Consider the following 21,302-nt stretch of genomic DNA (forward strand, 5'->3'; position numbering starts at 1 on the left):
ATCGGTCACCGAAAGGTTGAGTCATCGTGTTAAGTTCACGCTGTAGGGCGGCGTTTGCTGATGTCGGGCACAGCGTCTGAATAGACAGGCCGTGCAAAATACACATCAGAATGTTCCATAATCTATCTTATGTGATCATTATATGTAGCTGGGTGGGTTCTAGCTTGAAGTCGGTCTTAGGTTGGTTTCAACGAACGAAAAGCAGCAAATGAATCGATGTAAACGCCTGCTCCTCATCGACTTCCCGAACGATGTAAGATCGCTCGTAGCCAAACCGCAAGCTGCTCTATCGTTCGTTTCCAGCTACGCCACACAACTGCTCCGTGATAGCGCGCGTCTGTTCTCAGCTCGGAGGACCGAAATATTTGGTTCTCAGCTTCGCGATTTCCTCGCTCTCGTGCAGACTTATGATCGCCACGCTGGCGGGCTGAACAAGCTCGCAGTGGCGCGGAAATGCAAAGCCATATTTGTCCGGGCTGAATGCTTCGCCCACAAGATCAAGCGGTTCATCGGTGTGCTGATGCATATAGTATTCCAGCACGGGACCGTCAGCGACGATTGCGGCAATCTCATCATTGACCAGAGCGGAAACGGCTTCCGGCAAATGGTCAAACGATACGGTAGCTATGGATCGGGATTTCAGAAACTGTTCCGCAACGCTGCCGGTTCGCACCCCGACGGATTTTCTTTGAAGATCGCTCAAATTTGAAATCGTGTTGTCGATATGCGCCACGGTCATCACGCTGGTGATCGATGAGGTAACATAGGCGATGATGGCGATGCCGAAGACCATCCAGAATGTTTGCCAGACACGCCCCATCCAGCCGAACAGGTTTTTACGTGAGCTTTTGCCCGACGTTGCAATCGACACCACATGATAAAAGCTCTCCGCCAGCCCTTCCCGCCATCGTTTTGGAAAATTCTGGTCAAAGTGCCTGTCGAACAGCGTTAAAAGCAGTGTTGCCGCCAGAAGGATGCCCAAAATCCAGACATAGGTGTTCAGATGGCCAGCCCGATTGAGACGACCGATTAGGTCATCCCATCCAGTCCCTGCCTGGGTATGCACCAGGATGCGCAGACCGGCATCAAACCATGGATAGGTAAAATCGGCGATTTCAGCGCGGTTTTCGGTGATTGTAAGATTGGTGACGGCTGCATCAACCTTGCCTTCAGAAACGGCCTTCATGAGGTCGCTGTAGTTCGGATACTCCACATAATGCGACTTGATATTGAGACGTGCGGCGATGTTTCGCCAGATATCAATCGCCATGCCGGAATAGCCATTGCCTTCATTATTCACGAAGGGTTCGCTGACATAGACGCCAACTTGCACCGGCTTTGATGGTTCTGTCGGCCCTTGCGCATTAGCGGCTTGGGAAAAAGCAGACAGAAACGCAATAAAAATAATAACGGATACAATATTAAATTTAGATTTATAAAATAATAATAGAAACATATTCCAATCCTATTATATATTCGACTGGTAATTGGATATTATAATTGCAGATTTATATTTATATATCAACTATACTGTATAAATTTAAGCATTGCCTCATAATGTACGTTGGAGAATTGCCGCAGCCTCGGCGTTTTTTGCGCCAGAAATGCACCCTGCCCGTATGGCTGCCCATACAGTCGATCTCATCAACGATTGACAAATTCTGCGCTTGATTAAAATCATTCCCTCATTGCCCGCATCGTGAGAATGACTGAAACGTGTTTGGAGCGTGGAACGGTCTAAGACCAAAGCAGCATGTAATCGTCGTGCACATGTTGTATGACCCGACACGGGTTCCAGCACTCGCGTTTTGGACCAGTTCTTGGTCATAACGCTTATCAAACGGGCATTCCCGGCCCGCTGGCTGGATGGGATAGAAGGTAGAGCATAGATGTTGGAAGCACGCATTCGAAACGCTTCGCTGCGAGACAAGATTATTACCCCGGAACAGGCGGCCAGCCTCATTAAGGATGGCATGATTGTCGGCATGAGCGGCTTTACCCGCGCTGGCGACGCCAAGGCCGTTCCAGTGGCAATGGCGGCCAGAGCGGCAACTGATCCTTTTCAGATCACCCTTATCACCGGCGCTTCGCTCGGGCACGACGTCGACAAGATCCTGACGGAAGCCCATGTTCTCGCACGCCGTATGCCGTTTCAGGTTGACCGCACGCTGCGTTCCGCGATCAATCGCGGCGAGGTCATGTTTATCGACCAGCATCTGTCCGAAACGGTCGAGCAGCTGCGTTCCAACCAGATCGGCCCGATAGATTATGCCGTTGTCGAAGCACTGGCGATCACCGAAAGCGGTGGCATCATCCCAACCACCTCGGTCGGCAATTCGGCAAGTTTTGCTATTCTGGCCGATAAGGTGATCGTCGAGGTCAATCTCAACCACCCGATGGCGCTGGAAGGCCTGCACGACATCTATATTCCAACCAAGCGCCCTACCCGCGATCCGATCCCGGTTACGGCCTGCGACAGCCGCGTTGGCCTGCCTTACATTCCGATCCCGGTCGAAAAGATCGTCGGTATCGTCATCACGCAGGAAAATGACAGCGCTTCGACAGTCGAACCTGCTGATAGCGAAACCATCGCCATTGCCAGCCATCTGATTGATTTCCTGAAGGACGAAGTGGCGCATGGACGCCTCGATCTGACGCTCAATCCTCTTCAGGCCGGTATCGGCACCATCGCAAATGCTGTGCTCAATGGCTTTGCCGATAGCCCCTTCCACAATCTGCGCATGTATAGTGAAGTGCTGCAGGACAGCACTTTCGAGCTTTTCGACGCTGGAAAGCTGGATTACGCCTCTGGCGCTTCGATCACGCTGAGCCCGGCAGTTGGCGAACGCGTTTTCAACAATATCGACCGCTATCGCGACAAGCTGATCCTGCGCCCGCAGGAAATCAGCAACCACCCGGAAGTCATCCGTCGCCTTGGTATCATCGGCATCAACACGGCGCTTGAATTCGACATTTATGGCAATGTGAATTCCACCCATGTCGATGGAACACATATGATGAACGGTATTGGCGGTTCCGGCGATTTCGCGCGAAATGCCTATATTTCCATCTTCGTCAGCAAATCGGAAGCCAAGAACGGCGCCATTTCGTCTATCGTGCCGATGGTGACGCATGTGGACCACACGGAACACGACGTCGATATTCTGGTGACCGAACAGGGCCTTGCCGATCTGCGCGGCCTCGCCCCGCGGGAACGTGCCCGTGTCATCATCGACAATTGCGCTCATCCGGATTATCGCGACCAGCTTAATGATTATTTCGAGCGCGCCTGTGCGCGTGGCGGTCACACACCGCACCTTCTGGAAGAAGCCTTCAGCTGGCATACGCGCCGTCGCGAAAGCGGCAGCATGCTGCAGGGATAATACCCCACCTGTGGTGGCTGGCGTTCAAAACCGGCCGCCAGTCACCCTGCCCGCTTGCAGATCGAGCGGAACCTTCTCCAAGTCGAAACGTTAATCGGCATATCGTTTTCTAACTGGAAACGATCATGTTGCGGAAACACTGGGAATCTTGCCCCACGTTTTTCGTATAATGTTAGTCTGGCGTTCTGGAGGAGCGGCCGTCGGACATAAAGAACACCAGTGCCGTTCCTGGAAGGTTCAGAAAAGCTATGTCCATCCTCATCAGCCTTCTGATAACAATTCTTGTTATCTTCCTCGTGCTTTATCTCATCAACATGCTTCCGCTCGATGCGAAGGTGAAGCAGATCGCTCAAGTTATTGTGATCATCATCGGCATCATCTCGCTTTTGAAATATCTCGCCGTTTTCTGACGATCGTCGCGCATCGGTTGCGAGCGGCTTGCGTGAGCGCTCGTAATTGAAAAATATCCAAAAATTATGCACTTGTCGCAAGACAACACTCTCGACGTTAGACGAGTTCTTTCGGAGCGTTATGGCCATCTGCGCGCTTCGAAAAGCTCGTCTCCGTCGCCCATAGGCGGTTGTTTCCGGCTTTCCCTTATGTTAGCCATTGCAACTATCGGTTTGATTATTCGAAAATCCCGATATTCGCCCAATCCCCCCAAAGTATAATTTGCTTGATCAGTCTTAGGCTATAAAACCCTAAATTGTGTCTTTCGGGAAACTGTTCGTGGAAAAGTTGCAATTATACAGTTTGGCACCTTTTCCTTACGGGCGGATGCTTTTATAAGCCCTCCAGTTAATTGCTCCCTTAACGTAAGGTTTCGTGTGACAATTAAATAATCCTGATCCAGGGACGGGGAGTTAGGAAATGAAAGCAGCGCTATGGAAAGCAGGAGTGATAACTCTTTCTGTTGTGTTGTTTTCTGTATCCCTCACCTGGATAATTGCGGCCCTCTCTGGCGAACGGCCGGGCATTGTCGCGCTGGCGCTGAGTTCCGGCATTCCGATTGCCACGGCCTTCCCGTCGCTCGCCTATATTTTCCGGCAGCATAACAAGCTGAAAGACGCCTATAACCAGCTTGAAAAGGCGCATGTCGAATTGCAGGCGCGGGCGCGCGTCGATCACATGACGGGATTGCTCAATCGCGAAGCGCTGTTCGACGCCATGAAAATCAGCAGATCGCGTATTGAAACCGGCGTGTTGATGGTCATCGACGCCGACCACTTCAAGGCAATCAACGATACATTCGGCCACAGTGCAGGCGATCGCGCATTGAAGCTGATCGCATTCGCCTTGCAGAATGTGACACGCAAGGGCGATCTGGTCGGGCGTATCGGTGGCGAGGAATTTTGCGTCTTCTTGCCGGGGGCCAGTAGTGAAACGGGTGTGCGCGTAGCGCAGCGCATCCGTACCGAAGTGGAAGGCACGCCCTTTAACTCGACAGAATATCAGGTCTATCCACTGACGATCAGCATCGGCGTGGCATCTGCTCCAAAGACCGAGAGCAATTCGCAAGTGATGAGCCGTGCCGACCGCTGCCTTTATCAGGCCAAGCAGCGCGGGCGCAATTGCGTGGTTCTGGACGAAGAAAGCGCCCGACTGGCGAGCGCTTCCGTTGTTTCCATCACCAATGGCCGGGAAATGGCACGCGGCTAACTTACACCGGTCGTTAGTCTACCCACGGCGTGACTTTTTCCTCAGACCACCCGATCGGAACAAAGCCCATCTTCTGATAGAGCTGCAATGCGCGCGGACTGTCGAGCGTATTGGTATGGATGGTGACCTTCTGCGGTCCATGAGCCCAGGCGGCGGAAATGGCTTCGCTGAGGAAGAACTTGCCCAGCCCCCGCCCCTGAAAATCGGCCATCAGACCGAAATAGAGGATTTCAGCCGTTTCCGGCATGGCCGTCAGATCCAGCTCCACAAAGCCAGCGGGATTGCCATCCGCGTAAAGCACGTGGATTGCACTCGTATCCGCGTGGATAATGCTGGCCACTTCCGCATCGCTTTGCACGCGGCGCATCATCCAGTGATGTTGCCGACCGACCTGCTCATAAAGATAGCGATAGAAATGCACTGGCATGTCGCTGGCTCGCATGATGGCAAGCCGCACGCCAGATGGAACCGGCACGGAAAGCGCCGGTCGCGTCTGCATTTCCAGATGCGTAATGCGGGCTGTAAGTTTGTCGACCATGATCAGTCGGATTCGCCCGTCACCACCGGCGTATCCTGCCTGCTGCCCCATTCGCTCCAGGAACCGTCATAGAGCCGGTTATCCTTATGGCCGAGCGAGGCCAGCGCCAGCATGATGACCGCCGCCGTAACACCGGAACCGCAGCTTGTGACGACAGGCTTGGCGAGATCGACGCCTGCCTTGTCGAAAGTCGCGCGCAGACTATCCAGATCTTTCAGCTCGCCATTCTCCGACAGCGTGCCGACAGGAACGTTGCGCGCGCCCGGCATGTGACCGGAACGCATGCCTGCACGCGGTTCGGCATCCCGTCCGGTAAATCGTCCGGCGGCCCGCGCATCGGCAACCTGCGCGCGACGCTCATCGACGATCTCCCGCATTTCCGGGAAAGCAACAACGGCTGCCTGATCGAAAGCAGGCGTGAATAACGAGGCTGCAATCTTCGTCGGCTCGCCGGTCACGGGATAGCCCGCGGCCTTCCATCCGTCGAAACCGCCATCAAGAACGAATACATTTTTCGCACCCATCACGCGGAACATCCACCAGACGCGGGGTGCGGCGAACATGCCGGGGCCGTCATAAACGATAATTGTCTCGTCGGCTGTGATGCCCATGGCACCAACATGCTGCGCGAAGAGTTCCGGTGATGGCAAGGTGTGCGGGAGACCGGAGTCCTTGTCGGCGATCACATCCTGATCGAAGAAGACCGCGCCCGGAATATGGCCTGCATGATATTCCTCAAGGCCGTTGCGACCCGCCGCAGGCAGATACCAGGACGCATCGACAATCGCTACTCCCGGTTGTCCGAGGCGTTCTTTCAGCCAGTCGCGCGAGACGACAAATGCACTCTTCTCAGCCATGATCATACTCCTCAAATGCTCAAGCTTCTGGCAACGCGCCGAAACGAATGCGGAAACGGCGGTTTTCCTTGCCCTTCTTCTCGATCTTGCCAATGTGGATTTCGCCCACTTCTTGCGTTTCGGACACATGGGTGCCGCCGCATGGCTGGGAATCCACCGAACCATTTTCACCAATCGCAACAAGCCGAATGCGGCCAAGCCCGACCGGCGGACGGACATTCTTCGATTTCACAATATCGGGGTTGGCGAGAAACTCTTCATCGCTGATCCAGTTGATCGAAACAGGATCATTGGCCTTGACCAACTCCATAATCTTTTCGGTCACGAATTCCTTCGTATAGGTCGGATCGGGCAGATCGAAGTCGACGCGGCTTTCATCTTCGCCAACTGAAGCGCCGGTGATCGGGAACGGACAGGCGACGGACAAAAGATGACAGGCAGTGTGCATGCGCATCAGCTTATAGCGGCGCGGCCAATCAATATGTAGAACGAGCGTCTCACCGACTGTCGGTGCTGCCTGCCCTTCGGCTGGCATATGGACGATTTCGTTCTTGGTTTCACCGGTAACGGTGGCTGCGATTTCAATCCGCGATCCATCGGCGCGCTCGAAAAAGCCAATATCCCCCGGCTGTCCGCCGGAGGTGGCATAGAAATTTGTCTGGTCGAGAATAATACCGCCGGTTTCGGTAATGGCGAGAACCTTGCCCTCAGCCGTTGAAAGATAGGAATCTTCACGGAAAAGCGCATCGGTCTCATAGGCCATTGTTTTATTCCTCGAATGGGATGTCTATTTCGGTTTTGGTTTCCAGCCAGCCTGGCACCGGCAGGTTCTTGCCGCGCAGGAAGGATGGATTGAACATTTTCGACTGGTAACGATTACCATAGTCGCAAAGCACCGTCACAATTGTGTGGCCCGGACCGAGATCTTTTGCAAGCCGGATCGCACCGGCAATATTGATGCCGGAAGAGCCGCCGAGGCAAAGCCCCTCATTCTCCACGAGATCGAACACGAGATCGAGCGCATCGGCATCCGCAATGCGATAGGAGAAATCAGGCGTAAACCCTTCCAGATTGGCCGTGATACGCCCCTGCCCGATGCCCTCAGTGATCGAATCCCCTTCGGATTTCAATTCGCCGGTCGTGTAATAGGAATAGAGCGCTGCGCCATAGGGGTCGGCAAGCCCGATCTTGATATCAGGATTGTGATCTTTCAGGCCGAAAGCGGTCCCGACGAGTGTGCCGCCCGATCCAACCGCTGCCACGAAACCGTCGACCTTGCCATTGGTATCGCGCCAGATTTCAGGCGCAGTGGTTTCGATATGCGCCTGACGATTGATCGGATTATCGAACTGGTTGGCCCAGATCGCGCCATTCGGTTCAGTCTTGGCGAGTTGTTCCGCCAACCGCCCCGACAGGCGAACATAATTATTGGGATTGCGATAAGGCGCAGCCGGAACTTCGATCAATTCCGCACCGAGCAGACGCAGCGCGTCCTTCTTTTCCTGGCTTTGCGTTTCCGGAATGACGATGACGGTGCGATAGCCGAGCGCCTTTGCAACGAGGGTCAGGCCGATGCCGGTATTGCCCGCCGTACCCTCAACGATGACGCCGCCGGGACGAAGCAGGCCGCGTTCCTCTGCATCACGGATAATATAAAGCGCTGCGCGGTCCTTGACCGACTGTCCCGGATTGAGGAATTCAGCCTTGCCGTAAATCTCGCAACCGGTGATTTCGGAAGCCTTCTTGAGACGAATCAATGGCGTGTTACCAATTGCGTCTAGAACCGATTGGAGCATGGCTTCCATCCTTCATCTTTGGCCGAGCTGTTTGCCCGGAAAGTATGAGGAACTGCCCTGCCCTTCAAGGAAGGATGGAATAATTTTCCACGGCAACTGGCAAACTCAATCCACAAAATGTCTGTTCAAAAGAAAAAGCCGCCCGAAATGGGCGGCTTTTGTAAAAGATGTTCCGAAACGGCGTTATGCAGCGCGCTGTCCACCGCCGCCATTACCGTTACGGCGCTTCCGACGGAATGGACGCTTTGCCTTCGGTGCTGCTTCGCCAGTCGCATTGGCATGACCACCTGCGGAAGCGTGGTTGCCTGCACGATGTTCGCCCGGCTTCTGTGCTGGACGACGGTGCTGCTGCGGCGACGGGCCCTTGCGGTGCTGCGTCTTCTGCGGCTTGTCTTCGCCCACAATCGAAATGCGCGGCGCTGCTGCCGGTGCCGGTGCAAGCTTGACCGGAGCATCCTTGATCGGAAGCTTGGTGCGGGTCACGCGTTCCACTGCGCGCAGCTTCGAATCCTCGGTCGCCTGATCGTACAGGGTGATCGAAGCGCCGCTGGCACCGTTACGCCCCGTGCGGCCGATACGGTGTACGTAGGTTTCCGGCTCGTCCGGGAGGTCATAGTTGACCACATGGCTGATGCCGGGAACATCGATACCGCGCGCGGCAATATCGGTTGCAACCAGAATGCGCAACGTGCCGTCGCGGAAACCGTTCAGCGCGCGCTGGCGGGCATTCTGCGATTTGTTGCCGTGAATGGCAGCAACGTCGAACTTATCACGCTCAAGATGGCGCACGACCGCATCGGCACCATGCTTGGTGCGGGTGAAGACGATAACCGAACGCATGTTCTTGTCAGCCAGTAGAGCCGACAGAAGACGGCGCTTTTCCTTGGTCGGCACAGGATGCACAACCTGCGTGATTTCGGCAGCCGTCGTGCCCTGCGGCGCAACTTCCACACGAACCGGATCACGAAGCAGGCTGCCTGCGAGCGCTGCAATTTCCTTCGGCATGGTTGCGGAGAAAAGTGCGGTCTGACGGTCGGCATGGGTTGCCTTCGCAATACGCTTCACATCATTGATGAAACCCATATCGAGCATGCGATCGGCTTCATCAAGCACCAGCCAGCGGGTCTGCGAAAGGTCAACCAGACCTTCGCGCATCAGATCCGTCAGACGGCCCGGCGTTGCAATCAGCACATCGATGCCGGGTGCGATACGCTTGATCTGCGTCAGCTTCGATACACCGCCCAGCACGAGCGCGGTCGAAATATGCGCGGTCTTGGAAACGTTGCGGATCGTCTGTTCGATCTGGACGGCCAGTTCGCGGGTCGGCGCCAGAACAAGCGCGCGCGCCGTCTTCGGACGGCGCTTGTCGCCAAGACCGATGATCTTTTGCAGGATCGGCAGGCTGAAAGCAGCAGTCTTGCCCGAGCCGGTCTGCGCAATACCGAGAATGTCCTTGCCTTCCAGCTGCGGCGGGATCGCCTGCGTCTGGATCGGCTTCGGTTCGGTCATGCCAGCAGCTTCAACGCCCTTGAGCAAAACGCCGGTGACGCCAAGAGCGGCAAAGCCGCCCGTATTTTCATTTGTCAATTCAATCTCTTTCGGCGGCACCGCACATTTGCGGTCCGCTTTCAATGCCGGGAAAGCGCAACTTGCCCGAGCCAAATCCGTATTTATGATAACGACGGGACGCCGGGAAAACCCCTGGCGACTTGCGCAGCCGTGCCCGAGCAGATCTCAGGTCCCCTCCGCTACCAGACCATTCCGGAAGACAGAGGTGTGACGCAACAAGTCCAATGCCGGGAAAGCCGACATCTAACGTCGGCCCATGCGCCTGCCGCCCATATGGGGTGGTTTTGCCAAAAAAGCAAATGTTTTCGCTTTAGACTTCAGTTCAAATGATGAAATCAGCCAGAACCTGATTGTCTGTAATGTCCTGATAAGCCCAACCGGCCTCGCCGAACTTCTTTTCCAGAAGTTTGAAATTCGCGGCATCCTTCGTTTCAATGCCGATCAGCACCGAGCCGAAATTGCGGGCGGATTTCTTCAGATACTCGAAGCGCGCGATGTCATCATCCGGCCCCAGCAGATCGAGGAACGAACGCAGCGCGCCGGGGCGCTGCGGGAAGCGGAAAATGAAGTATTTTTTCAGACCTTCAAAGCGCAGTGCCCTTTCGCGCACATCCGGCAGGCGCTCGAAATCAAAATTGCCGCCCGAAACGACAATCACGATACGCTTGCCCTTGAGTTCGCTTTTCTTGAAATCCTTCAACGCATCAATGCCCAATGCGCCCGCTGGTTCCAGCACGACGCCTTCAATATTGAGCATTTCGATGATCGTCGCGCAGAGACGGTTTTCCGGAACCGTTATGACAGAATTCGCGTCAAAGCCTTTGAGAAGCTTGAAGTTTTCCTTGCCGATCTCGGCAACCGCCGCCCCGTCAACGAAATTATCGACATGGGCAAGCTTGATACGCTTGCCCGCTTCCAGACTGCCTTTCAGGCTTGCCGCACCCTTCGGTTCGACAAAGCGGAACGTGGTTTTCCAGCCAAGATCGGAAATATACTGCGTCACACCGCCGGAGAGGCCGCCGCCGCCAACCGGCAGCAGAACCAGATCCGGTTTCTTGCCCTCCGGCAATTGCCGTTCGATTTCCAGCGCGACGGTCGCCTGACCTTCCACAATACCCGGATGGTCGAAGGGCGGCACCATGACGCCCTTGTTACTGGCCGCAAATTCCTGCGACGCAGCATAGCAGACGTCAAAAATATCGCCGATGAGCTTGATTTCGATGAATTCACCGCCAAAAGCGCGGGTCTTGTCGATTTTCTGCTGCGGCGTGGTCACCGGCATGAAAACAACGCCGTTGCGCCCGAAATGGCGGCAGACGAAAGCAAAGCCCTGCGCGTGATTGCCTGCCGAAGCGCAGACGAACACGACATTCTCGTCGGTTGTCTTGACGGCCTTGGAGATAAAATTGAAAGCGCCACGAATCTTGTAGGACCGCACCGGCGTCAGATCTTCGCGCTTCAACCAAATCTCTGCGCCATATTTGCGGGAGAGATAGTCGTTGAGTTGCAATTGTGTTTCGGGGAAAAGCGCACGCATTGCCTTTTCGGCCTGAGCCACGGATTTGACGAAGGCGGTCATACTGAAACTCTCTTCATTCCTACTCGGTGTTCACATCGCTATACGGATTTGCCAATGCAAACAAGGATGAAGGGAAACGCCAACCTACCCCACGTAGTAAACAGTGACGATCTTGCGGTCCCCGAAGACCACCAGCGGACCGTCATTCAGCAGTTCAAACAGAACGGCTTCGTTCAGTGGAAGCGGGATTGTTATTTCTTCGAGGTAAAGCGCCTGCCACGAAATAGACCGTTCCCTCTGTAATTCGCGCTGCATCAAACGAAGCGCGGCCTCGGCTTCTGGCCGCTGGTCCTGACGGAAAAATCCGCCGCACCAATCCTGAACATGATCATAGGTGATTGTGTAATAGGTTACAGTGTCTGTCATACCGGTCACGCCCCCAAAGCACTCTCGCGGTACGCCCCCGCATTGTGCCCTTCGATCTTTGGTGATCAGGGTGTTAGTAACCGCACTGCGACGGCCTCACGACCTTTGGCTTCAGAGAAGCTTGGACATACGTCGCAAGCACCCTGACCATAAAGGACGAAGGTTCGGCGCCTTTCGGTGACGCCAACCACGCAGTGATAAAGGGGTTACTAAGCCCCAGACCGCCGCGTAGCGGTCCAGCTCTAGGTGTAAATCATTCCTGACAGCTTGTCATATCCAAAATTCGTCAGCAGACAGGCTTTTGCGGAAATAGTGACATCTGGCGCAAACCGATCAAATTCATGGTCGGGAAAACGCGCCGATCATACCGCTTTTCTATTTTAGAACATAAGGATATTCGATAATTCAGCTGTTATTGCTGACAAGCTTTCTGTCTTGAAATCGACGCGCAAATCATGACATAGAAATCCTGTCGCTGCGGTCGTGGCGAAACTGGTATACGCAACGGACTTAAAATCCGTCGCCTTTTAGGCTTGCGGGTTCAAGTCCCGCCGACCGCACCACACTTTTTCATAAGCAAAAGCCGCCGTGTTTTCCCGGCGGCTTTTGTTTTGATCGGATGCCATCAGCCGTGCAGTTTGGCGGTGATTTCAGCGACGCGCTTGCCCTGAAAACGTGCACCTTCCAGTTCTTGTGCCGATGGTTGGCGCGAACCGTCGCCGTCCGCCGTCGTCGTCATGCCGTAAGGCGCTCCGCCGCGCACCACATCATTGCCCATCTGCCCCTGATAGGCATAGGAAAGCGGCACGATGATCATGCCATGATGCTGCAACTGCCACTGTGCCGAAATCAAGGCCAGTTCCGCGCCGCCGTGCTGCGTCGCCGTTGAAACCATCACCGAGCCAACCTTGTTGAGCAGCGCGCCCTTGGCCCACAGGCCACCCGTTTGGTCGAGAAAATTTTTCATCTGCGCGGCCATCATGCCGTAGCGGGTCGCAGTACCCAATATAATAGCATCATATTCGACCAGCTCGTTCGGCGATGCGATCGGTGCGTCCTGATCGACCTTATAATGCGAGGCCTTGGCGACATCGAGCGGAACCAGTTCGGGCACCCGCTTGATCGTGACTTCCGCGCCGCCTTCGCGCGCACCTTCTGCCGCAGCCTTGGCCATCTGCTCCATATGCCCGTAGGACGAATAGTACAGCACCAGAACTTTTACCATCTGACGTCTCCGTTTTCGGTTTTGCGGAACCCCTTTTCCGCATTCACTCAACTAGAGAGCATTTTCATTTTGGGAAGATGACCGATCGGAGGAACATTTTGTCTTTTGCGACAAACCGGTTGCGGCGGGGTGCCCCTGAGGCTTAACTGTCGCCAAATTGAAATGGAGTCTGGGCATGACCGACACTTCGCAGCAGGCCATCAGGGCTGCAATGCTCGCCATTGGCGACGAACTTCTTTCCGGGCGCACCAAGGACAAGAACATCGGGCATCTGGCCGATCTGCTGACCGCTGTGGGTATCGATCTCAAGGAAGTGCGCATCGTGCCGGACGAGGAAGATGCCATTGTCGCCGCGCTGAATGCCCTGCGTCCGAACTTTGATTATGTCTTTACCTCGGGCGGAATTGGCCCGACCCATGACGACATCACTGCCGACGCCGTATCGAAAGCCTTCGGCGTGCCCTGCATCTATGATGAAAAGGCCATGAAGCTTCTTGGCGACAATTATGCGCGGCGCGGTCTGGAATTTACCGATTCACGCAAGCGCATGGCCCGTATGCCGGAAGGGTCGGAACATATCGACAATCCGGTTTCTTCCGCGCCGGGCTTCCACATCGGCAATGTCTATGTGATGGCGGGCGTTCCGTCCGTTTTTCAGGCCATGCTCGACAATGTGATCCCAACCTTGCGGACCGGCCGCAAGCTCTTGTCGCGCGCTGTGCTCTGTCCGTTCGGTGAAGGCGTAATCGGCGCGCCGCTGGCTGAAATCCAGAAGCAGAACCCCGATACCATTATCGGTTCCTATCCGAAGTTCGAAAGCGGGCGCTTCAGCACCGAGCTTGTGGTGCGCGGCAGTGACCCACAGAAAATTGATGCGGCAGCTGCCGAAATCGAAGCGATGATTGCCGGGCTGGTGGCGTCCGGCGCAAGCTGACCAAACCGACATTTCGAAAACACGTCCTTTAAGTTTTGCAACCTTTTGCCAGCGCAACTCGTTGCATTCTATGCTAAAATGGAAACACAGCTGGAAGGAGATCGGTCATGACCTACAAAACGGTGGTTGCCTATTCCCGGAGCGAGGCCGAGCTGAAGCGGGTTCTGTCCGCCATCGCGCTTTTGATGCGAAAAGTGCCCGATCTTCATGTCATCGGCCTCTATTCCATCCCCTCACCTATCGTTTATGCCGATCCCAACGGGTTCATTGATCCCGGCATGTTCGAACTGCACGACAAGCAGCACAAGGAACTGTCCGAACGGCTGAAACACGTCTTTGAAGAAGAGATGCGCCGCCAGGACGCGCATTTCGAATTTCGTATCACTCGCTCTGAAACCGGCACCGCTGCCGATGGCGTTCTGACCTCGTGTCTTGGTGCGGAATTGCTGGTTGCGGGCCAGCCGGACCCCGACGATCCGGCCACCAATGACGAAACCGCAGACACGATTGTCTTCAATTCAAGCTGCCCGGTTCTTCTCGTGCCTTATGCACCTGTGATGCGGCCAGTGTCGCTCGACCGGATTGTTGTCGCCTTTAACGGCAAGCGAGAAGCCGCCCGCGCAGCATTCGATGCACTGCCCCTGATGAAACAGGCTGGCCGTACTGAAATCGTCTGGGTCGACCCGCCAGAAGCCGAAGGCGAGGACGAAGCGCTGGCCGGTACCGAGCTGGCTGAATCCATTGCTCGTCATGGTATTGAAGTGAATGTCACGCCGCTCGGCGCGAATGGACGCTATGCACAGGATGCGCTGCGCGAACATATCATCGCTGAGCGTGCCGATCTGCTCGTCATGGGCGCCTATAGCCATTCGCGCCTGCGCGAGCTGGTTTTTGGCGGCGTGACCCGCTCGATGCTCAATGATCTTCCCGTTCTGACACTGTTTTCTCGGTGACATGTCCGCTCATTTTGAGCGGGCAATTATCCCCAATTCGTCGCATCAGGCGTCTTCAAGCCATAACGGACTTGCAAGATCGGTGTTTTTGCGGTTATCAGCACTACCCGGCGCTGACTGTGCCGGGTTGAAGAAACCTTTTCATCGTGTTGCAGCCCCTATTATGGTGGGCGCAGATGGCGAAAGCGAAGGTCTACACAGTTCAGCGCGCTTGACGGTGGTCATCGCGCATTTTTGGTTTAGCCAGTCTGTGGGCCACAGCCCACGGACTGTTCCATGGAGCGTTTCGATGTCCTTGCCCGATAAAGCCTTTCCCGTATCCTGGGATCAGTTCCACCGCGATGCCCGCGCGCTTGCCTGGCGCATTTCCGGCATGGGGCACGACTGGCGTGCAATCGTCGCGATTACGCGCGGCGGTCTGGTGCCAGCGGCCATTATCTGCCGTGAACTCGGCATCCGCCTTATCGAAACTGTCTGCATTGCTTCCTATCACGACTACACGTCGCAGGGCGAAATGCAGATCCTCAAAGGCATCGGCGAACAGCTTCTGGAAAATGGCGGCGAAGGCGTGATCGTCGTCGACGACCTCACCGATACCGGCAAGACGGCCGCTATCGTCCGCGAAATGATGCCGAAGGCGCATTTTGCAACGGTTTATGCCAAGCCGAAAGGCCGTCCGCTGGTCGATACCTTCGTAACCGAAGTATCGCAGGACACCTGGATCTATTTCCCCTGGGATATGGGCTACACCTATCTGGAGCCGATTGCAGGCGACAAGCGCGGATAAACCCTACTTCATCGCGCTCCAAGACATTCCCAATGCCAGCCCTAACCGGCTGGCATTTTTATTTGGCGCAATTGTTCTGCGTATGAAACCAGCAGGAAGGCGAGACTTTCCTCAAAGATGGCGCTGCCCAAACAGGCACTTAAAAACGAAAATAAACGAAAATGAAAAAAAGGATATTTCTGCCGTAATCGCGTGCTATAAGAAAAAGGTCGAAATGGCGCTGATAGCGGTCAGGTTCGGTGTTGAATAGCAACGCGCCCTCCCTGTATTTCAATAGTAGCTTTAAAATAAAGGACTTTTTTGTCCTTTTGTAAGGTCTGTTGCGCATTTGAGCAGTTGTTATTTTGACGAATCATACCATTTTAAGGAAAAGAGGGAATTTCGCAGTGAAGACGGCAGCCAAACAACTTATTGCAACGGAAAAGCGTATTCTTACGCCTTCTGGCCGTTTGCAGCAGGTTGCGGCCCTCGTCTATCGTCGCGAAATGGGCGCTCTTCAGGTTCTCGTCATCACGAGCCGTGGTACGGGCCGCTGGATCATCCCCAAGGGATGGCCGCAAGTCGGTCGCACGCTCGCTGAAACGGCATTGCGCGAAGCCTTCGAAGAAGCAGGCATACGCGGTGATGTCACTCCAGAACCTGTCGGCAACTTCAATTACTGCAAAATGGATATGCCGCCCGAGCGGATCAATCAGTTTTCGGTCGCAGTTTATGCCGTCCGTTTCACCGGTCAGGAAAAGAGCTGGCCGGAGAGGGATCAGCGCATCTGCGAATGGGTATGCCCGGAGGAGGCCGCAAGGCGCGTCGAAGAAACCGAACTGAAGCAGATTCTTCTTCACTTTGGTGATTCGGGTATGAGAGTTGCCGCTGAATAGCGGCACCATTTCTCCATTAACGCTGCATTTCTGCGCTCGCTCGGCTTATCTGTAGCGTTTCCAGCGGCAATTCCGCCCCATAGGGCCTCGCAATCGCCGCCACCACTGCTCCCTGAGCGCAATTCAAAGCATCCCGAGCAAGGCTTTTATTGCCCATTGCGGACCGATTTTGTCTGTCATCTCGCGCTTTTTGCTCAGATCTTTCATCAAAATGTGGTTCGATCCCACTGTTTTTGCGCAATAATTGCCCTCAATGAATGGTTAAAAAGGGGTAAAAGCGTTTTAGCCGGCTTCATTCGCAAAAGCGTCTCTTCTCCCCGTTATCCACATTAGCCCCCAGCGCCTTACGCACAATATCTAGCGTTAGACGCCTTACAACAAACCAATGCTTGACGCTCGCAGCCGAGTCGTTTTTTATGAACTTATCGTTGCGTAAGTGGCGTGACCGGGCGTCTGAATTGCCGGTCTTTCTTTCAGGTTAGTCAAGTTCTGGAACGGGCGTTGCGCTTACTCAGCGTAGAATTCGCTCCGGGCTTCGTCGTGCCCGATTTCCGGGCCGGACCACCTTCGGAGAAGCAGATGCAGCCACATGACGAAAGAGCGTTAACACTAGATTTAGTATTTGCGCTCACGCTTCTTACAAGATAGAGTATTTTTCGATCTGCTGATTTGTTGGTTTGCAATGCCCCTGACAAGGATAGCTCAGGCTGCCTTGGGGTGTTTTTTTATGCGCCGGATGCAGCAGAAACAGAATTCGGGATCCCGGTTATATGCCGGAATCCTCACCAAGAGGCCCTTCCTCGCAGAAGAGCTTTCAGACAGAGACGCGGTACAGACAGCAAGTGGCGGGCCATGGTGGAAACTCACCTTTGGCGCTACTATATATAGAACGTTTGGATGGAAAAGATGAAGATCGAACGCCGTTTCACGAAAGAGAATCAGTCGGCCTATGCGGACATCGCGTTTCGGACTGCGACCAGCGAGATCAAAAATCCCGATGGATCCATCGTATTCCGCCTGGAAGACATCAATGTACCGGCTCAGTTCAGCCAGGTTGCAGCAGACATTCTTGCGCAGAAATACTTCCGCAAGGCTGGCGTGCCCGCCCATCTGAAGAAAGTTGAAGAAAACGACGTCCCGTCGTGGCTGTGGCGCTCGGTCGCCGATGAAGATGCGCTGGCATCGCTGCCGCAGGACGAGCGTTATGGCTCCGAAATGGATGCCTGTCAGGTTTTTGACCGTCTTGCCGGCACCTGGACCTATTGGGGCTGGAAGGGCGGCTATTTCGGTTCGGAAGAAGACGCCCTCGCCTTCCGTGACGAGCTTGCCTATATGCTCGCCACCCAGCGCGTTGCTCCGAACAGCCCGCAATGGTTCAATACCGGCCTGCATTGGGCTTATGGCATTGACGGTCCCGGCCAAGGCCATTTCTATGTCGACTGGCAGACCGGCAAGCTGACCAAATCCAAGTCGTCCTACGAACATCCGCAGCCGCATGCCTGCTTCATCCAGTCCGTCGCTGACGATCTGGTCAATGAGGGCGGTATCATGGACTTGTGGGTTCGCGAAGCGCGCCTCTTCAAATACGGCTCCGGCACGGGTTCCAACTTCAGCCATCTGCGCGGCGAAGGCGAAAAGCTTTCCGGCGGCGGCAAGTCGTCTGGCCTGATGAGCTTCCTCAAGATCGGCGACCGCGCTGCGGGCGCCATCAAGTCGGGCGGCACGACCCGTCGCGCCGCAAAGATGGTCGTGGTCGACATCGACCATCCGGATATCGAAGAATATATCGATTGGAAGGTGAAAGAAGAGCAGAAGGTCGCTTCGCTCGTCACCGGTTCCAAGATCGTCAAGCAGCATTTGGCTGCAATCATGAAGGCTTGCGTCAACTGCGAAGCCGACAATGATGATTGCTTCGATCCGTCGAAGAACCCTGCCCTGAAGCGCGAAATCAAAGCAGCCAAGAAGAACCAGGTTCCTGAAAACTACGTCAAGCGTGTGATCCAGTTTGCACGTCAGGGCTATACCGACATTCAGTTCAAGACCTATGACACGGACTGGGATTCGGAAGCCTATCTCACGGTTTCAGGCCAGAACTCGAACAACTCCGTCTCGCTGAAGGACGAATTCCTGCGCGCCGTCGAAAACGACAGCGACTGGAACCTGACCGCACGCAAGGACGGCAAGGTCATGAAGACCTTGAAGGCGCGCGATCTTTGGGAAAAGATCGGTTATGCCGCATGGGCGTCCGCTGATCCGGGTCTGCACTACAACACGACCATGAACGACTGGCACACCTGCCCGGTCGCCGGTCCGATCCGCGCCTCCAATCCGTGTTCGGAATATATGTTCCTTGACGACACGGCTTGTAATCTGGCGTCGATCAACCTGCTCACCTATCGCAACAAGGACGGTTCGTTCGACATTGCGGCTTACGAGCACACAGCGCGCCTGTGGACCATCGTTCTCGAAATTTCGGTGATGATGGCACAGTTCCCGTCCAAGGAGATTGCCCGCCTCTCCTACGAATACCGCACGCTCGGCCTTGGCTATGCCAATATTGGCGGCCTGCTGATGACCTCCGGTATCCCATATGACTCGGATGAAGGCCGCGCCATCTGCGGTGCATTGACCGCAATCATGACCGGTATTGCCTACGCAACCTCCGCCGAGATGGCGAAGGAACTGGGCACCTTCCCAAGCTATGAGCCGAATGCGGAACATATGCTGCGCGTCATGCGCAACCATCGTCTGGCCGCCCATGGTGAGACTGAAGGTTATGAAGGCCTCGCCGTCAATCCGGTGGCGCTGATTGCTGAAGACTGCCCGGATCAGGACCTGATCACCCATGCCCGTGCGGCCTGGGACAAGGCGCTGGAACTCGGTGAAAAGCACGGCTACCGCAACGCCCAGTCGACGGTTATCGCGCCAACCGGCACGATCGGCCTCGTCATGGATTGCGATACGACCGGTATCGAGCCTGACTTTGCACTGGTGAAGTTCAAGAAGCTGGCCGGTGGCGGTTACTTCAAGATCATCAACCGCGCCGTGCCGGAAGCACTCCGCACGCTCGGCTATTCGGAAAGCCAGATTGCCGAAATCGAAGCCTATGCTGTCGGTCACGGCAACATCAATCAGGCTCCGGGCGTCAATCCTTCGTCGCTGCGCGGCAAAGGCTTCACCGATGAGAAGATCGAAGCTCTGAATGCAGCGCTCAAGAGCGCCTTCGACATCAAGTTCGCTTTCAACAAGTGGACGCTGGGCGAAGATTTCTGCAAGGACGTGCTGAAGCTCACCGACGAACAGCTGAACGATTTTTCGTTTGAAATGCTGCCGGCTCTGGGCTTCTCCAAGAAGGACATCGAAGCTGCCAACATCCATGTTTGCGGCGCGATGACCCTCGAAGGCGCACCATTCCTCAAGGAAGAAGACTACGCAGTGTTCGATTGCGCCAATCCGTGCGGCAAGATCGGCAAGCGTTACCTGTCGGTGGATAGCCACATCCGCATGATGGCTGCTGCGCAGCCGTTCATTTCGGGCGCGATCTCCAAGACGATCAATATGCCGAACGATGCGACCGTCGAAGACTGCAAAAACGCTTACATGCTGTCCTGGAAGCTGGCTCTGAAGGCCAATGCGCTTTACCGCGACGGTTCCAAGCTTTCGCAGCCGCTCAACGCCGCGCTGATCTCGGACGATGAAGACGAAGATGATGCAGTCGAAGCGCTGATCGAAGCACCGGCCGCAGCCCGCGCCGTTCAGGTGACGGAACGCATCGTCGAAAAGGTCATCGAGAAGATCGTGCACGAGCGCGAAAAGCTTCCAAACCGCCGTCAGGGCTACACCCAGAAGGCAGTTGTCGGCGGACACAAGGTCTATCTGCGCACCGGCGAGTTCGGTGACGGACGCCTCGGCGAAATCTTCATCGATATGCACAAGGAAGGCGCTGCTTTCCGTGCAATGATGAACAACTTCGCCATCGCTGTGTCGCTCGGCCTGCAATATGGCGTGCCGCTGGAAGAATATGTGGAGGCATTCACCTTCACCAAGTTCGAACCGGCTGGCATCGTGATCGGCAATGATGCAATCAAGACCGCAACGTCGATCATCGACTATGTGTTCCGCGAACTGGCTGTGTCCTATCTGGGCCGCAACGATCTCGCCCATGTCGACACGAGCGATTTTTCGAACACGGCGCTCGGCAAGGGTATCCAGGAAGGCAAGACCAATCTGGTTTCGACCGGCTGGACGCGCGGCTACAAGCCGACGCTGGTGACCAACACGACACCGGGCAGCGAAGCCAAGGGCTCGTCGGCATCGACGCCGCAGGCGTCGAATGTCACGACCTTGAAGTCCAGTGCCACTCCGGCTGGCCGTCCGGCGACCATCGGTCTGGTGACGGAAGGTGCAACGGCTTTCAAGCGTGACTTCGAAGAGCAGACCGCTCCGGTTCAGCAGCAGGAAACCTCGGCTGCAACCGAACTGTTCTCCGACAAGGCTGCTGCCGACGCAGCTTCTGCCCGTGCTGAAAGCGCCACCTCAGCAAAGAAGATCGAAGCCGACCGCCGCATCAAGTCGATGATGCAGGGTTACACCGGCGATAGCTGCACGGAGTGCCAGAACTTCACGATGGTGCGTAACGGCACCTGCCTGAAGTGCGACACCTGCGGCGCGACGAGCGGCTGCAGCTGATCGAACGACGGCTAGAAACAGCCGAGCATTTCGAAATGATAAAAGAGCGCCCCTCGGGGCGCTCTTTCTGTTTGTGATGAAGGGAAACTGCC

General features: G+C 55.3%; 18 protein-coding genes and 1 tRNA gene. 10 read left to right on the forward strand and 9 right to left on the reverse strand.

Translation table 11 applies throughout. From position 1 onward, the window contains the following. Nucleotides 1–343 precede the first annotated feature (343 nt). The gene (locus tag QBD01_RS17765; protein WP_280993912.1) at nt 344–1,300 is read right to left on the reverse strand and encodes a transporter substrate-binding domain-containing protein; all 957 of its coding nucleotides are present in this window, start codon (nt 1,298–1,300) and stop codon (nt 344–346) included. A 589-nt stretch (nt 1,301–1,889) separates the two neighbouring features. On the opposite strand from QBD01_RS17765, the gene QBD01_RS17770 reads away from it, so the two are divergent. The 3 genes from QBD01_RS17770 (at nt 1,890) to QBD01_RS17780 (ending at nt 5,042) form a co-directional block, all read left to right on the forward strand. Beyond that, nucleotides 1,890–3,383 carry an acetyl-CoA hydrolase/transferase family protein gene (locus tag QBD01_RS17770; RefSeq protein ID WP_280993913.1) on the forward strand — a complete coding sequence of 498 codons (1,494 nt, stop codon included), beginning with the start codon at nt 1,890–1,892 and terminating at the stop codon, nt 3,381–3,383. A gap of 248 nt (nt 3,384–3,631) precedes the next feature. Then, nucleotides 3,632–3,793, forward strand: coding sequence for a Thivi_2564 family membrane protein (locus QBD01_RS17775; RefSeq protein WP_010660091.1), 162 nt, complete (start codon nt 3,632–3,634; stop codon nt 3,791–3,793). A 460-nt stretch (nt 3,794–4,253) separates the two neighbouring features. Then, nucleotides 4,254–5,042, forward strand: a complete 789-nt coding sequence (locus tag QBD01_RS17780; RefSeq protein ID WP_280993914.1) for a GGDEF domain-containing protein — start codon at nt 4,254–4,256, stop codon at nt 5,040–5,042. 13 nt (nt 5,043–5,055) lie between these two features. On the opposite strand, the gene QBD01_RS17785 is transcribed toward QBD01_RS17780, so the two are convergent. The 7 genes from QBD01_RS17785 to QBD01_RS17815 form a co-directional block, all read right to left on the reverse strand. Beyond that, nucleotides 5,056–5,580 (reverse strand): GNAT family N-acetyltransferase, encoded by a 525-nt coding sequence (locus QBD01_RS17785; RefSeq protein WP_280993915.1) that lies wholly within the window; start codon nt 5,578–5,580, stop codon nt 5,056–5,058. Between the two features lie 2 nt (nt 5,581–5,582). Continuing rightward, nucleotides 5,583–6,437, reverse strand: a complete 855-nt coding sequence (gene sseA / locus QBD01_RS17790) for a 3-mercaptopyruvate sulfurtransferase (protein WP_280993916.1) — start codon at nt 6,435–6,437, stop codon at nt 5,583–5,585. A gap of 19 nt (nt 6,438–6,456) precedes the next feature. After that, entirely contained in the window at nt 6,457–7,200 is a 744-nt protein-coding gene (locus tag QBD01_RS17795) for an alanyl-tRNA editing protein (RefSeq protein WP_280993917.1), read from the reverse strand. Nucleotides 7,201–7,204: 4 nt separating this feature from the next. Continuing rightward, on the reverse strand, nt 7,205–8,233 hold the full coding sequence (locus QBD01_RS17800) for a cysteine synthase A (protein WP_280993918.1): 1,029 nt from the start codon (nt 8,231–8,233) through the stop codon (nt 7,205–7,207). 183 nt (nt 8,234–8,416) lie between these two features. After that, nucleotides 8,417–9,820: a DEAD/DEAH box helicase gene (locus QBD01_RS17805; protein WP_392391436.1), complete on the reverse strand. Its 1,404-nt coding sequence runs from the start codon at nt 9,818–9,820 to the stop codon at nt 8,417–8,419. Between the two features lie 304 nt (nt 9,821–10,124). Then, nucleotides 10,125–11,381 (reverse strand): threonine ammonia-lyase IlvA, encoded by a 1,257-nt coding sequence (gene ilvA, locus QBD01_RS17810; RefSeq protein ID WP_280993919.1) that lies wholly within the window; start codon nt 11,379–11,381, stop codon nt 10,125–10,127. An 84-nt stretch (nt 11,382–11,465) separates the two neighbouring features. Next, nucleotides 11,466–11,747, reverse strand: a complete 282-nt coding sequence (locus QBD01_RS17815) for a hypothetical protein (RefSeq protein ID WP_280993920.1) — start codon at nt 11,745–11,747, stop codon at nt 11,466–11,468. 477 nt (nt 11,748–12,224) lie between these two features. On the opposite strand from QBD01_RS17815, the gene QBD01_RS17820 reads away from it, so the two are divergent. Continuing rightward, nucleotides 12,225–12,310: transfer RNA gene (locus QBD01_RS17820), tRNA-Leu, on the forward strand. A 62-nt stretch (nt 12,311–12,372) separates the two neighbouring features. Here the strand turns inward: QBD01_RS17820 and wrbA are convergent. Next, nucleotides 12,373–12,972 (reverse strand): NAD(P)H:quinone oxidoreductase type IV, encoded by a 600-nt coding sequence (wrbA, locus tag QBD01_RS17825; RefSeq protein ID WP_280993921.1) that lies wholly within the window; start codon nt 12,970–12,972, stop codon nt 12,373–12,375. Between the two features lie 175 nt (nt 12,973–13,147). On the opposite strand from wrbA, the gene QBD01_RS17830 reads away from it, so the two are divergent. From QBD01_RS17830 to QBD01_RS17855, 6 genes are all read left to right on the forward strand, one after another. Next, on the forward strand, nt 13,148–13,906 hold the full coding sequence (locus tag QBD01_RS17830; RefSeq protein ID WP_280993922.1) for a competence/damage-inducible protein A: 759 nt from the start codon (nt 13,148–13,150) through the stop codon (nt 13,904–13,906). A 107-nt stretch (nt 13,907–14,013) separates the two neighbouring features. After that, nucleotides 14,014–14,859, forward strand: a complete 846-nt coding sequence (locus QBD01_RS17835; protein WP_280993923.1) for a universal stress protein — start codon at nt 14,014–14,016, stop codon at nt 14,857–14,859. A 289-nt stretch (nt 14,860–15,148) separates the two neighbouring features. Next, nucleotides 15,149–15,646, forward strand: coding sequence for a xanthine phosphoribosyltransferase (gpt, locus tag QBD01_RS17840; RefSeq protein ID WP_182521906.1), 498 nt, complete (start codon nt 15,149–15,151; stop codon nt 15,644–15,646). Then, nucleotides 15,624–15,896, forward strand: coding sequence for a hypothetical protein (locus QBD01_RS17845; RefSeq protein WP_280993924.1), 273 nt, complete (start codon nt 15,624–15,626; stop codon nt 15,894–15,896). Before gpt ends, QBD01_RS17845 begins: the two co-directional genes overlap by 23 nt. A 136-nt stretch (nt 15,897–16,032) precedes the next feature. Next, the gene (locus QBD01_RS17850; protein WP_182521905.1) at nt 16,033–16,521 is read left to right on the forward strand and encodes an NUDIX hydrolase; all 489 of its coding nucleotides are present in this window, start codon (nt 16,033–16,035) and stop codon (nt 16,519–16,521) included. Nucleotides 16,522–17,427: 906 nt separating this feature from the next. Next, entirely contained in the window at nt 17,428–21,210 is a 3,783-nt protein-coding gene (locus QBD01_RS17855) for a vitamin B12-dependent ribonucleotide reductase (protein WP_280993925.1), read from the forward strand. Nucleotides 21,211–21,302: the final 92 nt, after the last annotated feature.

The sequence above is a fragment of the Ochrobactrum sp. 19YEA23 genome (assembly GCF_029909865.1).
GTDB lineage: Bacteria > Pseudomonadota > Alphaproteobacteria > Rhizobiales > Rhizobiaceae > Brucella > Brucella gambitense.

Bases quoted from the DNA above. Each gene is read 5' to 3' on its own strand.
- QBD01_RS17835 (WP_280993923.1), top strand. From the start codon at position 14,014: ATGACCTACAAAACGGTGGTTGCCTATTCCCGGAGCGAGGCCGAGCTG.
- sseA (WP_280993916.1), bottom strand. From the start codon at position 6,437: ATGGCTGAGAAGAGTGCATTTGTCGTCTCGCGCGACTGGCTGAAAGAA.
- ilvA (WP_280993919.1), bottom strand. From the start codon at position 11,381: ATGACCGCCTTCGTCAAATCCGTGGCTCAGGCCGAAAAGGCAATGCGT.
- QBD01_RS17780 (WP_280993914.1), top strand. From the start codon at position 4,254: ATGAAAGCAGCGCTATGGAAAGCAGGAGTGATAACTCTTTCTGTTGTG.
- QBD01_RS17770 (WP_280993913.1), top strand. From the start codon at position 1,890: ATGTTGGAAGCACGCATTCGAAACGCTTCGCTGCGAGACAAGATTATT.
- QBD01_RS17785 (WP_280993915.1), bottom strand. From the start codon at position 5,580: ATGGTCGACAAACTTACAGCCCGCATTACGCATCTGGAAATGCAGACG.
- QBD01_RS17800 (WP_280993918.1), bottom strand. From the start codon at position 8,233: ATGCTCCAATCGGTTCTAGACGCAATTGGTAACACGCCATTGATTCGT.
- wrbA (WP_280993921.1), bottom strand. From the start codon at position 12,972: ATGGTAAAAGTTCTGGTGCTGTACTATTCGTCCTACGGGCATATGGAG.
- QBD01_RS17830 (WP_280993922.1), top strand. From the start codon at position 13,148: ATGACCGACACTTCGCAGCAGGCCATCAGGGCTGCAATGCTCGCCATT.
- QBD01_RS17775 (WP_010660091.1), top strand. From the start codon at position 3,632: ATGTCCATCCTCATCAGCCTTCTGATAACAATTCTTGTTATCTTCCTC.
- QBD01_RS17815 (WP_280993920.1), bottom strand. From the start codon at position 11,747: ATGACAGACACTGTAACCTATTACACAATCACCTATGATCATGTTCAG.
- QBD01_RS17795 (WP_280993917.1), bottom strand. From the start codon at position 7,200: ATGGCCTATGAGACCGATGCGCTTTTCCGTGAAGATTCCTATCTTTCA.
- gpt (WP_182521906.1), top strand. From the start codon at position 15,149: ATGTCCTTGCCCGATAAAGCCTTTCCCGTATCCTGGGATCAGTTCCAC.
- QBD01_RS17855 (WP_280993925.1), top strand. From the start codon at position 17,428: ATGAAGATCGAACGCCGTTTCACGAAAGAGAATCAGTCGGCCTATGCG.